The 14,932-nt window shown below is 38.8% G+C and carries 11 protein-coding genes, 1 tRNA gene and 1 riboswitch; of the genes, 5 read left to right on the forward strand and 7 right to left on the reverse strand.

The features are described from left to right. Positions 1-84: 84 nt before the first annotated feature. The 4 genes from ACLIJJ_RS01595 to ACLIJJ_RS01610 all read right to left on the reverse strand — a co-directional run bounded on the left by ACLIJJ_RS01595 (position 85) and on the right by ACLIJJ_RS01610 (position 4,605). Positions 85-1,650 (reverse strand): alpha-L-rhamnosidase-related protein, encoded by a 1,566-nt coding sequence (locus tag ACLIJJ_RS01595; RefSeq protein WP_411410484.1) that lies wholly within the window; start codon positions 1,648-1,650, stop codon positions 85-87. After that, positions 1,647-3,002: a glycoside-pentoside-hexuronide (GPH):cation symporter gene (locus ACLIJJ_RS01600; protein ID WP_411410485.1), complete on the reverse strand. Its 1,356-nt coding sequence runs from the start codon at positions 3,000-3,002 to the stop codon at positions 1,647-1,649. Before ACLIJJ_RS01600 ends, ACLIJJ_RS01595 begins: the two co-directional genes overlap by 4 nt. 130 nt (positions 3,003-3,132) lie before the next feature. Further along, entirely contained in the window at positions 3,133-4,128 is a 996-nt protein-coding gene (locus ACLIJJ_RS01605) for an AraC family transcriptional regulator (protein WP_233313570.1), read from the reverse strand. 27 nt (positions 4,129-4,155) lie between these two features. Continuing rightward, complete coding sequence (locus ACLIJJ_RS01610) at positions 4,156-4,605, reverse strand: GNAT family N-acetyltransferase (protein ID WP_341079520.1); 450 nt, start codon at positions 4,603-4,605, stop codon at positions 4,156-4,158. A gap of 288 nt (positions 4,606-4,893) precedes the next feature. Then, positions 4,894-4,979: riboswitch (cyclic di-GMP riboswitch) on the forward strand. Between the two features lie 92 nt (positions 4,980-5,071). Between ACLIJJ_RS01610 and ACLIJJ_RS01615 the strand changes: the two genes are divergently transcribed. Together ACLIJJ_RS01615 and ACLIJJ_RS01620 are read left to right on the forward strand one after the other, a co-directional pair. After that, a complete protein-coding gene (locus ACLIJJ_RS01615) occupies positions 5,072-6,721 on the forward strand; it encodes a pyridoxal phosphate-dependent decarboxylase family protein (RefSeq protein ID WP_233313569.1) in 1,650 nt (549 codons plus the stop codon). After that, positions 6,705-8,399: a methyl-accepting chemotaxis protein gene (locus ACLIJJ_RS01620; RefSeq protein WP_237941581.1), complete on the forward strand. Its 1,695-nt coding sequence runs from the start codon at positions 6,705-6,707 to the stop codon at positions 8,397-8,399. Before ACLIJJ_RS01615 ends, ACLIJJ_RS01620 begins: the two co-directional genes overlap by 17 nt. A gap of 51 nt (positions 8,400-8,450) precedes the next feature. Here ACLIJJ_RS01620 and ACLIJJ_RS01625 read toward each other — a convergent pair whose 3' ends face one another. From ACLIJJ_RS01625 to ACLIJJ_RS01635, 3 genes are read right to left on the reverse strand one after another with little or no spacing between them, the layout of a single operon-like run. Continuing rightward, positions 8,451-9,878 carry an APC family permease gene (locus tag ACLIJJ_RS01625; protein ID WP_411410486.1) on the reverse strand — a complete coding sequence of 476 codons (1,428 nt, stop codon included), beginning with the start codon at positions 9,876-9,878 and terminating at the stop codon, positions 8,451-8,453. Between the two features lie 16 nt (positions 9,879-9,894). Further along, on the reverse strand, positions 9,895-10,467 hold the full coding sequence (locus tag ACLIJJ_RS01630; RefSeq protein ID WP_251645495.1) for a hypothetical protein: 573 nt from the start codon (positions 10,465-10,467) through the stop codon (positions 9,895-9,897). Positions 10,468-10,521: 54 nt separating this feature from the next. After that, on the reverse strand, positions 10,522-12,471 hold the full coding sequence (locus tag ACLIJJ_RS01635; protein WP_251645494.1) for a primary-amine oxidase: 1,950 nt from the start codon (positions 12,469-12,471) through the stop codon (positions 10,522-10,524). A gap of 200 nt (positions 12,472-12,671) precedes the next feature. On the opposite strand from ACLIJJ_RS01635, the gene ACLIJJ_RS01640 reads away from it, so the two are divergent. The 3 genes from ACLIJJ_RS01640 (at position 12,672) to ACLIJJ_RS01650 (ending at position 14,912) form a co-directional block, all read left to right on the forward strand. Continuing rightward, entirely contained in the window at positions 12,672-13,472 is an 801-nt protein-coding gene (locus ACLIJJ_RS01640) for a helix-turn-helix domain-containing protein (RefSeq protein WP_251645493.1), read from the forward strand. 92 nt (positions 13,473-13,564) lie between these two features. Then, positions 13,565-13,638 (forward strand) — tRNA-Arg (locus tag ACLIJJ_RS01645). Between the two features lie 263 nt (positions 13,639-13,901). Beyond that, complete coding sequence (locus ACLIJJ_RS01650) at positions 13,902-14,912, forward strand: AraC family transcriptional regulator (protein ID WP_251645492.1); 1,011 nt, start codon at positions 13,902-13,904, stop codon at positions 14,910-14,912. Positions 14,913-14,932 lie beyond the last annotated feature (20 nt).

Below are 14,932 nucleotides of genomic sequence, written 5' to 3' on the forward strand. Positions count from 1 at the left end.
TACTAAAATAACATAAGAATAAACAATCGGAAACACTCCTTTACAAAAAAAGAGACAATCATGTTGCGATTGCCTCTTACTTTCTTATAAATTGTATTTTCGAATCAAATATGTTGGCGTACAGCTCCATGCATGGCAATAGCTGTTGATAAGATAGCTTCCGTACGGGGAAAATTTCTTGTCATGAGGATTATAGAGCTCCCAGAAGGTATCTGCTCCGTCCTTAATCATGCCTCCCCAATATGCTTTCATTTCCAGAATGGCTCTGTCTTTGTCCCCCGCATGCAGCAATGCTTCGACTAAATGGTGGTACATATACGGTGTTGCAATGCCGATATCTGGGTTTTCTTGAAACAAACGGTTTAACAGCTGTCGATTTTCTTGCTGTGGGAGAACACCTGCCAGCACCATCCAAATTTGGCTGGCCCATGAAACTTGGCGGTCTTGCCCACTCACAAAAAATTGCTTCTCTTCATCCCATAGATGCTCTTTTGTTGCTGCCATAATTTCCTTTAGCCGCAGCTTTAAATATTCCGTTTGCTCTGTTTGAAGGATACTTGAAAGCTCTATTGCCTGTTTCATTACATAGATTAAAACCCCTTGTGAAGGTGCTTGCTTGTTCAACCCATCCTGCCAGTCGATGAACGACCACCAGTCAGGAGAGTCTCTAAGAATATCATTTTCATCCAAACGTTCTAAGGCAAGCTCCAGCTGTCTGTATGCAGTCGGCCACAGTTCTTTCAAGGTTTCTAAATCGTTTGTAGCAGCATAATAATCACGTAGTGTTGACAAGAAAAATAACGAATAATCAAATAAATACGTGTCATCAGCAATCAGCTGTGGGGCAACGAATACATTTGCAGCAACTCGGCCGCCTTTATCAGGAACTGCTGCAAACAAATACAGACAGCGTTTCACAAGATCATTTGTTTGAAAAGTTTCATAGTTTGCGAGTGCCTGTAACCGCAGATCTCCCAGCCAGAGGCGGCGGTCGCGTTTTGGACCATCCTCAAATATATCTTGCATGCAATCAGCTAGTGTCTTTATGCTGATTTCATCTAAGCTTTGTAACAGTTGATCTTCATGTAACGTTGCCACCCCTATTTGATCAGCAGAAGTTACGGCCCTGCATTCTACATTTTCAAACGCGACACGGTATTTTGGTGATGTAGCCAAAACTTCTAACTTAACGTACCGAAAGCTGTATCTTCGCGGCAGTGTGATAGCACCTGGGAGCACATCGACATAAACCGTTTCTTCCTGCAGCCATGAACTGCTTAGCCAGCCATCATAATCTGTGAACGGCTCTGCCATTTCAACTGGCATTTCACCGATTGTTAAACGCAGCTTTAGCGGGGCATCGGGAGGGCTTCCGACAGGACGAACATCAAACGAAAGATATCCTACATAGTGGTCGCCAAAATCTAGAATGAAGGAATCGTTTTTACCATAGTCATTTTGCGATAATGCGCTGATTGGTGCGATAAATTCTGTTTTCCATCCATGGATTACAGCTTCATCCGCTTTGACTTTAACCAAAGCTTTAGGACTAACAGCTGTTTCGTGAAGAACAGGCTTTAGCTTTTCTGCGGTTTCTTCGAACCCTTCGTTTCGGACAATCACTTGGTCGTCGATTTTTTGAAAGTTCATATGGCTTCCTCCTTTGTTTCCGTCTTGATGCGGGCATCAATTTCGGCTCTGATTTGCGGATAGATTTTGTCGAGATTATAAAAATGCATAATAATCATCGAAATAATCACACAAATTGCCGGAATAATAAGGTAGCCCATTTTAATTGCCAGCAATGCTTCTTTCGTTTGCACTTCATTCGGCACATAATTCCCCCATGTCAGCATCATGCCAAAAAGGGCGCCGGCAACTGCCATCGTTACCTTTCCGATAAAGCCATTCAACGCACTCAAAATCCCAGCAGCATTGATACCTGTTTTCCACTCCCCATAATCAACAGGGTCTGCCTGCATGGAAAAGTAGATGCTTTGCCGTGCTCCATGGCCAATCGCTGACACAATAGCACCTGTAATAAGAATCGCAATATTGCCGCCTGCCGCCAGCATAATGAAAAGTCCTACTAAATTAACGGCGCTTGAAATCATAAATAGTGTGCGCTTATACATTCTTTTTGCAATAATCGGTGTTAACACCGTGCCGACAATAGGAACGAATGACCCGATACCTGCAATCAGGGCAACAAGGTCTGCTCGGTCTAGATTATAAGTAAAATAGTAGATAAGCGCTCCTTGCTGAAAGAAGTAGGCTCCCCACATAAACAAAATATTCACTGCAAAAACATAGTAAGGCTTATTGCCTTTCAATGTAGATAATGCTTGTTTTACAGTTGTTTTTTCTGCTTGTACAACAACCTTCTCGCGCACATTGCGGAATGTGTAGAAGAATAAAAAGCAAGCGATTACAGAAAAGATAACCATTGTCCAAAAGAAGCCTTGAGATTGGGACCCGTTACCTAATGTATTTACCATCGGCATTGTCAGTACACTGACAGCTGTCGAGCCGAACAAGGCAAAGATAATCCGAACAGTTGCAAGCATTGTCCGCTCCTGCGGATCACTTGTCAAGTTCGGCAATATGGACGCCAGCGGGATATTAACCATCGTATAAGCAATCGACAGACCTGTATACGTAATATATGCATAAAGCAGCTTAGAAGCAGGACCCACATCCGGTACATAAAAGGCCAGTATACCAAGCAAAGCAAACGGGATGGCTCCGTATAGGAAATACGGCCGTGATTTGCCCCATTTTGTGTTAGTCTTGTCAATGATGATTCCCATCAATACATCAGCAACACCATCAATTATTCTTGTCAGCAAAAACAATAAGCTTACTTGGGCGGCTGCAATGCCGACAACATCTGTATAATAAAACATTAAATATAATCCAATCATCTGCCAAACGAGATTACATGAAAAATCAGCGGCGCCATAGCCAATGCGCTGACGCCATACACTTACTGCTCCGTTCATTCTCATTACCTCCTGTGATTCAAAAAGTCGAACTAGTTCTTACACTTATTAAAACGCTTTCTGAATACGGATACAATAAACGGTTTACAGATAAAATATGCTCTTTTTACAGATGAGGTCTTAAGCTGTGTCAATTCCCCTTTTTCCGATATTGATATGGTGTGCAATGATAATGCTCCTTAAATTTGCGATGAAAGAAGCTGCTGCTCTCATAACCAATTTCATAGGCAATGTCAGCGATGCTTTTAGAGGTGTTTTTCAAGAGAACAGCTGCTCTAACCATTCTTTGTGACTGTAGCAGTTCAATAAACGTCTTGCCGGTGCGCGTTTTTAGCATATTGCCTAAGTAATTTGGATTAAAGTTAAATACCTTTGCAAGTGAGGTTAATGTACAGTCCTTATAGTTATTTTCAATATAATGAAGAATTTCCATCATATTCGTGCGGCCGATTTTTTCGTAAGTTTCGAAGTTTTTATCAAGCTGATAAATTCGCATCAGTTCAAAAAACAAAACAGGCAGCAAGGCATTAATAATATCTGTCGAATAGTCTGTCGGAAAAAAGAACTCACACAGCAATTTTTTGATAGTATGCTGCAGTTCGTCATGCTGCTCTGAATGAAACAGAATATATCTGTCATGAAGCTGATTCTCTGTTATAGCATTCAGTAAAAATTCAGAAACGACACCTTTCCCTGTAAATTGCGACCAAAAAGCAGTGGAGAAGGTGTCTTTCTTCATAATGATATTGACGAGGATATCATCCTTCCCCAGTGCAGGAATACTGTGTGGAACATCTGTATCAAGAATACATACTTGTCCTTTCGTTAATAGTATTTCCTCACCATTTATAATTTGGCGGCATGTGCCTGAATACACATAATTGATTTCTATAAAGGAATGCATATGCAAAGGCATGTCTGCATAGCGATGATGTTTATTTATAAATATTGGTCCTCTATGAAAAAAATACTCTTCCCGCATTCTAGGGATTGCATCCCCATTTTCTATATGTAATTCATGACCATCAAAGTCATTCACATTTTCTCCTGTCTTAATTTGAAGTTCTTCAATATAATCAAGACTTCGCAATAATTCATCAAGCTGCTGGAGATTCAACTTAGCCACTCTCCCTTTCCCAATATAACCTCCCTCTTACTCTGAAAAAGTGAGCAGCATATCGATATGAGGAATATTATCCTCTAAGTAACTACTAGAAATAGACTTAAACCCAAATGAAGCGTAAAATTTCTCTAAATGACTCTGAGCCTGAATCTTGATTGCTGTCTCGTTTAGGTCATCTTGGATAAACATAATTGCTTTTTTCAGTAAATCATGGGCGAGGCCCTGTCCTCTGTATGCTTTTTTAACGAGCACTCTGCCGATTGACGCTTCTTTGTAAGACACCCCTGCAGGCAATATTCTTGCATAGGCAGCAATTTCTCCGTCTAATTGGGCGAACAAATGATAGGATTCAATATCCTTTCCATCCACCTCTAAATAAGGACAATTTTGCTCGACAACAAACACAGCTGTTCTTTCTTGTAAAATCGTATACATTTCAACAGTATTTAGCTCATTAAATGCTTTCAAATTCCATTCCATCATAAATCTCCTCGATAAGTGTATTTTATCCGTTTATTATATATGAATTTGTACAAATTTCTAACAAAAAAAGTTAAAATAGGACTCTTTCATAAATCATGTGCTTTGGCGGCAAGCTTACCTGTTTTCCTTAAGGATTGCATCTTCCACATGAACAATGCACATCCAACTTCTTTAGGTAGGAATAATCTCTTTAGATTTAATATTTAGAATTTATGAACTTTAATATTTTCCTAAAAAAATAGGAAATTTGGACGATAGAAAATACGTTCATTACATACATACTTTTTGTTTTTCTGGCAAACTCATTGAAAGATGAGGACGCAAAGCTTCAGGTCTAAGGCGTATAAAGCTACGACGGCTGGGTTGCAGGATGTTTCCATATTCTTTGCAGCCCTTGATTCTTTAAGGGCTTTTTTTGTTAGAACACATAAAGGCATCCAATACATATCATAAGGAGGAAATTATGGATTTACAGAAAGTACAGCAGTTATTTCCAAGTGAGGATGGAGATCGCGGGCAGCAATTAAGACTATTAGGTTATATTGAACAACTAATTGCCGGTATTGACAGCAAAAAAGATCCAAACAAAGCTACATTAGGTCCAATGCAAGAAAAAAGTGATGATTTCTACAAAGAAATCGTGGAGTCTGCGGCAGCTCCCGAATCAGGAATGGATATGGAGGAAATAGTCAAAAAACTAGTTGATCTATCAAACGGACATCCTTACCATACAAGAAATTTCGTAACGAATGTATTACCAATGGCAAGCATACCTGGGATTATTGGACTATTAACCACATCGATTCTAAATGGAAATAACTTATGGGATGTATATGGTCCGGCAGCTTCTGAAGCAGAGGTAAAAGTTATTTCCATGATGTCCAAGCTGGTTGGTTATGATTACAAAAAAAGCTGGGGTTATACAACTTGGGGTGGCCAAGGAGCTGTTTTCAGCGGTCTCCGTTTAGCAATTGCCAAGCAATTCCCGCATGCTAAAGAAGAAGGAATCCCTAATAACCTATACTGCTTTGCTTCTGAAAATGCTCACTACAGCTTGTTAAAATCTGTTGAAGCAACTGGAATTGGAAGCAACCATTTAATTCGTGTGAAAGCAGGCAATGACTTTGCGATGGATATGACAGATTTCAGAAGTAAACTGGAAGAAGTCATTCAAAAAGGCGGTATCCCTGTATATGTTGTCGCAACTACTGGAACAACAGATAGTTTCGGCATTGATGATGTAAAGCAAATCAAAGAAATTACAACAGAAATAGAGAAAAAGCATCAGTTAAAACCAATACATATTCATGCCGATTCTGCTTTAGGTGGTTTTTATTCCCTATTTTCATCCTATGATTTCACCCAAAATCCTCTTGGGTTTGAAAAAGAGGTTTTAGAGGGACTGCGTCATATTAATGAAAGAATGCAGCATATCTCCTTGGCAGACAGCTTATGCTTTGATTTCCAAAAGCTTGGTCAAACACCATATTTAACAAGCCTTTTCTTAATTAAAAATGGCGAAGATCTTGGTCTGCTTGATCTGGAAGAATTCGAAACACCTTATGTCGGTAATCGTGGGTATGGAAGCTACCATACAGGTTATACGTTAGAGTGTTCAAGAATGGGAAGTGCCATCGCAATATATGCTGCTTTATTGGCATTCGGCGTGGAAGGTTACCAGCAAATACTCGCTAATTATGTACGCGTAAATCTTGAGTTTAGAAAAAAATTAACAGCAAGAATTCCTAATATGGGTATCACAAACTATCAAAATATCGGTCCTATTACTACATTCCGACTCTATCAAGATACAGTTCATTGGGATTTAGAACAAAATGGCCAAGCAACGACAGAACAAATCTTACATACAAACGAATTAAACAATGAATTATTTGAAATACTTGGTCAACAGCGGGAAGATGTGTTTTTTGGAGATACGAAAAAACAATGCTTAGTGAATGCTAGTGATTCAAAAGAGCGCCTGCCGATTTATGTAGCAAAATTATTCTCCATTTCTCCATATACGGAAGTAGAACATATCGATCATTTTATTAACGCGATTGAAAATTCTATTAAAAAGATGGAGGGACTAAAAATTGAAGTTACCATCTAGAAATAAATCGATCTTATTTAAAAATATTCTAGATTTTGTTATACCGATTGCTATATTTTCTGTTATTTTTAGTGCTACTCTTTATACTTTTTCGATGAATATTATCAATAATTATGTTATTGATCAATTTGAGAATCGCTTAGAAACTGTTCTAAATGACATGGTAGAAAATATTGATCCAGCTATAGTTCAAAGCGCCGACAGCGGAAGCAGCACAAGCTATCACGAGCTAATAACTACAGTAAATCAATACCAAGTAAAACATGAGGTTGAAAATACTTATGTTCTAGCGAAAAAGGATAATAAAGAATACATTGTTGCCTTAAGCAACACAGATGCGCAGGGTTCAGACTATACTTTCTCAGATGAAATGAAAAAAACTCTTTCTGAGGGAACAACTCATTTCAGCGACATTTATAAGGATGAATTCGGCATTCACAAATCGATATTTGCACCTATTAAAGGAACAGATATGATTGCTGGAGTTGATATGGATGCTTCTTTTATCAATAGCTTAAAATCTTCAGCCCTTTATACGTCATTAGCTTTAACACTGATATTTATTATCTTAGGAATAGTCATTGCCTACTTTGTCAGCAAAAGAATTACTAAACCGATTATTTCATTAAAGGACTACGTAAATGAGGTTGCTGATGGCAACTTGGCTATAAAAGATTTAAATATAAACAGAAAAGACGAAATCGGACAGCTTGCAAGTGGAGTTCAGCATATGGTCACAGACCTTAACACTCTTATCCATAAAATTGCTAAGAACGCCCAAGAAGTTTCGACAACCGCTGAAGAACTAAGCTCAAGTGCAGAGCAAACAAATCTTTCTGTTGTTCAAGTAACTGAATCTATTCAGGAAGTTTCAAATGGTGTCGAAAATCAGACGCAAAATATTGATAAAATGAACAAAGGAATATTTAATGTTTCTAAAGGAATGGAACTCATTTTTGATAATGCAAAAGAAGTTTCCATAAACTCAAATCAAACTGCTGATATTGCCACGAATGGATCAATGGTTATTGACTCAGCGATTGAGCAAATGAATGTTATTCATCAATCGATGAAGCATACTTCTGAAGTTGTTAATAGATTAAGTACACAAACGAATGAAATCAGTGAAATTATTTCATTAATCACTGCAATTGCAGACCAAACTAACCTATTGGCATTAAATGCTTCGATTGAAGCTGCAAGAGCTGGTGAGCACGGTAAAGGATTTGCAGTCGTAGCGGAGGAAGTACGAAAATTAGCCGAAGAATCTAGAACTGCTGCAAATGACATTACAAATAAAATAGAAACGATAAAAGTAGAATCTTCCAACGCTGTAGAAGCAATGAACACCGGCTATAGCAAATTAGAAGATGGAGTTGCAACGTTTGACCAGGCTAGAGGTGCTTTTGTAAACATCCAAAAGTCAGTTGAAGGAGTTAACAAGCAAATCACAGAAGTTAATGTTGCGATTGAGGATATGAATAATGGTGTGCAGCAAGTTTCCAAATCAATGGAGGAGCTTAGCGGAATATCTGTTGAAACAACAAGTAATGTTCAACAAATTGCAGCAACCTCAGAAGAACAAACGGCCATATTTGAAGAAATTGCAAATTCAGCTTCCACTATGTCGACAATGGCTGAAAGTTTGCGCGACAGTGTTAAGAAGTTTAAATTGTAATAAGGTTAATTTAACAGGGTGTCTAAAGTTTTCTTTAGACACCCTGTTATGCTATTGATCTAACTGAGGCGGCAGCGTCTTAAATCCACTTGTTCGCTTATACAAAAAGAAGATTCCTAGCACCAGCCACACCGTGCCGAGAAGCAGCGCCAGTCTGTCCATACCAGTCCATACATATACGATGACGGCAAACCCAAGTGCCGGTAATACAAAAAATTGCAGATGATTCCAGCCTGTTGGCTTCCAAATTTGACTGCTATTAAGTTTAAGTCCCTCCCCTTTCTTCTTCACATAATACAGCCAGATAACAGAAAGATTCAGTGCAGCAAATCCAAAAAAGGCGCCGTAGTTTACTAGATTCGAAATGGTACCGATATCTACAGTGCTCCCAAGAATAAATTCAATAGCAACAATCATCATAATGTTATAATGTGGCGTATTAAAGCGTTTATTGACTCCTGCAAATATTCCCTTTGGCAAAAGATTATCACGTCCCATGCCATATAATAGTCTTGACCCCGCCGCAGTTGCCACGAGGTTAAACACTGCAAGTGAACTCAAAAAGCCAGCACTGTAAAAAAGCCCAAATCCTTCTCCTCCACTAATCACAGACACTTGATATAACACAGTGTTAATCCAATTTTCATCACTCACATAGTTCCTCCAGTCAGGAATAACTAGCATCGCTGTATAACTGCACACTACCATTGTGACTAAGCCGATACCAACACAAAGAAAAATTGCTCTTGGTATATCTTTTTTGGGGTTTCGCGTTTCCTCAGCCATTGTGGTGATTGCATCAAACCCCAAAAAGCTGAGCACCGCCAAAGATGTTGCGCCAACTAATCCTTCTAGACTATCAAAATGAAAAGGCTGAGTACTAAACAATGTTCCTGTTCCCACATCATTTGCATAAACTGCCCTGCCCCAGACTAATATACAACCCCAAACAACAAATTCACCAAGTAGTAGAAACCAAATCCCCATTTTTGACATCAGCTCTACACCGAATAAATTTAGTATCCCAATACCAATAGAGAAAGCTGCAAGTAACACCCAAAAAGGAATGCCAGGAAAATATTGTTGGACGAGATAAGCTGCACTCACAGAGGTGACAGTTGGTATTAACACATAATCTAAAGTAATAACCCAGCCTGCCAAAAAACCAAGATGAGGATTCCAACCTCTTCCTACATAGCTGTAGACTGAACCTGCTAACGGAAAATTCTTCACCATAACAGAATAGCTGTTTGCAGTCAAAAGCATGGCACATCCTGCGAGCAAAAATGGCAGGGCGACTGTGCCGCCGGACGTCGTCAGAAGGACGCCGAAGATAACAGCAGGCGCTAATGGCAGCATGTAGTTCAGCCCAAAGGCCGTCAATTGAATAATATTCATCGATCCATGTAATTCTTGTTCATAACCGAATTTTGCTGTGAGTGAATCCTGCTGGGCACTATTTTTCTTTTGCAGCTCCAAATGTTATTCCTCCTTGTTAATGTGAGTGATTATGAATGCTCGTATCCAATTCCCCTTGTTCACTGCTCATTGTTTCGGCAAAGCCTACAGTGCTGATAAGGATAATATTCATTATAAAAAATGCAGAAAAGACCTTTAGCTTCCCTTTAAACGCAGCGGGATTACTTGTTACTGTATCCTTTGTCAACAGTAACAGGACGAAGTAAACGCTAATTAAAAATAGGAAATCCATAGCAAGAATCATGAAGATTGCTTCTATCCCTGTAAGCATCACACCGAGCATGGTTCCCATCATCGCTCCCATCAGGCTTGAGGCTTGTGCTTCCATTATTCCTTTGACTCCAAAATCTTTTCCTGAAAAAACAGCAAGAGCAGCGCTTAAAATGATAGCTAAAACAGTCATTAATGCAAAAAACCCAGGAAACCATACAGCTAGCAGCAATCCAATTGTCACACTACTTGTCATGGACAAAAACATAGGAATACACGATGCATATGGACTGACTAACTTAAATTTTTTTAACTTTTGGCTCAATCCAAAGGAAATAATATATAAGATTACCATCAACAAACTTATTCCGTTTATCATGAATTCCCCTCCAAACTGGAAGGAGAAGAAAATTATTTTCTTCTCCTTCTTGTTTTAATTCGTACTGCAATTAGAATTAGAGTGACAAGCTGTTTTCGCTTTTGGCCGAGGCAAATCCAAAGCTGGATTTCGGTCGAAAAAGCCCACTGGCTTTAGCTGGAAATTGATATAAGCTGTTGGCATTACTGGCCAATCTTCTGGTCTTGTAATATGATGGTGCCCCATTGTATACCAAAGTACGATATCATCATTTTCGATATTCCGGTTTTTTGATATATACTTTGGCAAACCGTCACCGCCTTGATGCTGATTTGGATAGTTGCCTGTAGCGTACTTTTCCTTATCATCAAACTTTGTTACATAAAGATGATGTTTAAGAAAGCTGGCCCGTTTCATTACACTTGAATTTTCTCGAGCGAACGGCAGGCAATTTTCTCCTGGCATAATCTTATATCCCACAGGTGTTCCAACAGCATTTAGAGAATTGGGATTTATCACCTTCCATGTCCGCTGTGTTGCCAAATCTAACGTTCGTTGTGCCTCCAATTCTGTCTTAAAGACCTTTGTATCAATATAAAAAGCATTATCGTGCGGATTGTCTGCTCCTTGTTCTTCAGGCAAGGTATTGATTTCCATAACAGAATTGTTCATACCATCAAGCATAGTGTCTATTCTGTAATTAAAGAAATGCTGATGATAAGCGGCGTTCAGCTTTGGAGCGATTTCTGTTCCATATTTTGATTTTCCACTCTCATCAAATGTTCCTGTATTAAGCATGCCTGTCAGCTTTACTTCATTCTCAATGGTGCCGTCTTGATAAAAGCTCCAATAAAAACCATAATCATAATTCCCGACCGTACAGAAGAAAGAAATCACCAACCTGCGAGACCGGCGTGTTTCTACCTGTTCAGTTCTCCAGTCAGTATGCTTCCAGGCTATTCCATAATCCTCCTCATGTAGACATACAGCGTTCGGTATTGTCCGCACATTTCCCTTACTGTCTGTCATAACGGCATTAAAATAGCGAATTTCCCCTAAGCAGTCACAGCCCAGCGTCAACGAGTTTGCCAGCTGCCCCATTCCATATTCACCTGCGTCGAAGGCGTTTTGAGTATTGTGAGCAAAGCTTGAGTCTGCATACGGAACGACCATTTCTGACAATGCAGCCCTGTAAAGAATTGGTCGCACTACTCCTTTATCCTCATAACCAACTGTATAAAGGACAAGACCTTCTCTTGGCGTAAAACCGAAACGAATATGCCATTTTTGCCACTTAATATAATGTCCTTCCACCTCAAAGCTTGGACCTTCCGGCTGAATTATTTCCAGTGGTTTTAAGTCTGTTCTTAATGTAATACAGTCTGTTGCCTCTGGCGTGTAATTAGCATCAAGAGGCGGCAGTGGACGGATGCCGTGATCTTCAAAACGATGAATTTTCATTTTATTCAAATCGACATATACGACAATCCCTGTTAATGGGTACGCATAGCCATTATCATTCGGAAATTTTCGCACCCAGCAGATTGCCCTTGCCAGCCGCTTCCCTTCATCTTCTTTGACCCCAAAGTTACCAGCAGACCACGGATCTACCATAACAAGGTCGGGATTTGTAATTCCTCTTCTTTTTAGAGCTTCTTTAAATTCAGGACTGTTCTTCACAACCTGTTCACATTCCTCAAACTCATCCAGCATTATACCAGGTTGGACCCCCGGGATATGGTTCCATTCGAGAACCTTTCCCATAGTGATTGAAACTATTGCTTCAAAAGTTTGTTCCGATTCATTGTCTAGAATAATAAGGAAAGCTTCGCGATTAATGTCTTCACCTACCTTATATTGAAGAACAACATCCTTATCTGGTTCATTTAAAACGACTGTGCAAAAGCGAATACTCTCAGCAAGGTTTTTTTCCTGTTTAAGAATGGCTACTGCTTTTGTTATTTCCTCAGCTGTTAATGGTTCGAGGGGGTGATTGACCTTATTAATAACACTTTGAACACTCATTTTAGTTCCTCCTTGTTTTTGGTTGAACTAAATATACTTAATTTTCAGAATATAAACATTGTAAAAAACGGAACATGTTAGTTCACCTATAAAAACTATGTAAGATAATTTAACATTATTGTGGTGCAATCATAAACGGTTAACTTATAATGTTTAACAACTTGCTTATGTAAGAAATTACGTATCGTAGGAGGAATTTTATGTCTTTTCTATTCAATCCCACTCAGCCTGAAATGAAAAGGTACAGCCATTATTATGAAGAAGCAAAACCTCCTGCGTTTTTGCGGCAGGAGATTTATTTGTTCTATCAATTTAGAGTTCAGAATACTTCGATTGTCCATTTACCTGTCATACCAGATGGCTGTATTGATGTGCTTTTTTGCTTTCATCCGCACAATCCGTTTGCTGTCGTAGCTACCAGCCCTGTCGAACGCTGCACTTATGATTTCATGGCAGACTGTGACTATTTCTGTGTACGTTTTTATCCAGAGCAAACGAGCCTCCGGTTCCAATGCTCCATGAAGGAAATTAATGCTTACAAACAAATATCCTTTTTTGATATCATCCGTTGCCATCCTTCTATTTTGGAGGAATTAGCCCAATTAAAAACATTAAATGAACGCATCCACCGATTTGCCTTCTTTCTACAATCACAGACTCAGAGCGGCAATTACGACTTGAACCTAACCTCGTATTGTCTTGAAAAGATTTATACCTCTCACGGAATGTTAAATATGAAAGAATTATCTTCCCTAACCGGTTATTCTGACCGTTATATCCGCAAAAAGTTTGAACATTATATTGGCTTTTCTCCAAAAGAATTTAGCCAAATTGTCAGACTGCAAAAGTCAGTGGAAAGCCTGCTCGCTAACAATTCAGCAATTAACGAAAAGACAGTAGATAATTTTGGTTTTTATGACAAATCTCATTTCTATAAGGACTTCAAAAAGTACATGCATATTACGCCAATCCAATATAAAGGCATTTGCTCGCTGACTTAATATTATTTTAAAAAGGAAAAGAATGGTTTCCAGAGCTAATTACTTTACAGAATTCGCCCGATGTTGTATCCTCTTAAGGTAGCATATTTCATGTCTCTGTAGCTCAGTAGGATAGAGCGGCAGCCTCCTAAGCTGTGTGTCGTGGGTTCGATTCCCTCCAGGGACGTCATCATAAAAGCTGGCACTTTGCTGCCGGCTTTTTTCTGTCTGCGTCTTAAATTCTCTGCAAAAAACTGCTTATATTTATTGCTTCTCCCCCTAATTGTTTACAGCCATTTTAAAAAAATAGTAATTATTAAATAAAACGCTTGCTAAAAACTTGTAAGCGGTGTCATAATCATTTTATATCATTATCATAGTGTTAGTTTTACTTATTTAAATCATTATCCTAAAAAAGCAGTTATTTAAAGACAAGGGTATGGTGAGGCTATGTTGGTTAATAATTTGAGGGAAAAATTGCTTTCAGAAAATGAAATTGAGGCATTTGCCTTGGCATCTGGAACGGATGATCTGCATGAGATTTTATCCAGTCTAAATTCAGCTTCACAGAGTGCTGAGGATGCAGTTCTGTCAGCAGATTCTTTAATGAACAAGACAGACAAGATTACCATCATGAAACATCCCCGTTATGTCGATATTAAAGTACATAAGCATGACTTTCTAGAAATAAGCTATGCCTATATTGGCGGATTTACACAATGGATTAATGGAGAGACAGTTGTGATGAAGGAAGGCGACTTGACGATATTGGATACAGATGTCATGCATACCATCCAAAAGGCAGATAAAGACACCGTCATTATTAATATTCTCCTCCGCAAAACTTATTTCAATCATAATATTCTTGCCCGTTTGACTGAGAATGATCTCATATCTAAATTTGTGATTGATGCCATCTACAAACCGAAAATGAAAGGCCGTTACCTTTACTTTCCTTCATCAGGAAATGAAAAAATTAGAAATTGTGTGGATGCTGGATTATTAGAATATTACAATCCTGATATTGGCGGCCAAGAGGTACTCAGCTGCCATATCGTCTTATTGTTTACAGAACTTATGAGAATGTCTAAACAACAACCGAAGACGTTGGCAGAAGATGTCTCAAGTATTGCCATTGTTGATATACTCCAATATATTGAAGAGCATTATTTAACAACAAGCTTAAAGGAGGTTGCGAAGCATTTTCACTTCCATCCTAATTATTTGAGCAGGCTGCTGAAAGAAAATATCGGTAAAACATTCAGTGAAATGGTGCAAGAGCTTCGCCTCCGTCAAGCAAAGCTTCTCCTCGAAAACACACAAATGCAAATAAATCGGATTGCTGACGAAGCAGGCTACACTAATTTCAATCATTTTTATAAAAAATTTAAAGAGTATTATCATACAACTCCTGCTGATTACCGTAAACGTGTGATTTTAGAAAAAAATATTCTTGAATAACTAACATGTTTATGTACCTT

The organism is Niallia laureatilytica, from assembly GCF_046613985.1.
GTDB lineage: Bacteria > Bacillota > Bacilli > Bacillales > Cytobacillaceae > Niallia.

Bases quoted from the DNA above. Each gene is read 5' to 3' on its own strand.
- ACLIJJ_RS01595 (WP_411410484.1), bottom strand. From the start codon at position 1,650: ATGAACTTTCAAAAAATCGACGACCAAGTGATTGTCCGAAACGAAGGG.
- ACLIJJ_RS01600 (WP_411410485.1), bottom strand. From the start codon at position 3,002: ATGAACGGAGCAGTAAGTGTATGGCGTCAGCGCATTGGCTATGGCGCC.
- ACLIJJ_RS01610 (WP_341079520.1), bottom strand. From the start codon at position 4,605: ATGGAATGGAATTTGAAAGCATTTAATGAGCTAAATACTGTTGAAATG.
- ACLIJJ_RS01615 (WP_233313569.1), top strand. From the start codon at position 5,072: ATGGATTTACAGAAAGTACAGCAGTTATTTCCAAGTGAGGATGGAGAT.
- ACLIJJ_RS01630 (WP_251645495.1), bottom strand. From the start codon at position 10,467: ATGATAAACGGAATAAGTTTGTTGATGGTAATCTTATATATTATTTCC.
- ACLIJJ_RS01635 (WP_251645494.1), bottom strand. From the start codon at position 12,471: ATGAGTGTTCAAAGTGTTATTAATAAGGTCAATCACCCCCTCGAACCA.
- ACLIJJ_RS01640 (WP_251645493.1), top strand. From the start codon at position 12,672: ATGTCTTTTCTATTCAATCCCACTCAGCCTGAAATGAAAAGGTACAGC.
- ACLIJJ_RS01650 (WP_251645492.1), top strand. From the start codon at position 13,902: ATGTTGGTTAATAATTTGAGGGAAAAATTGCTTTCAGAAAATGAAATT.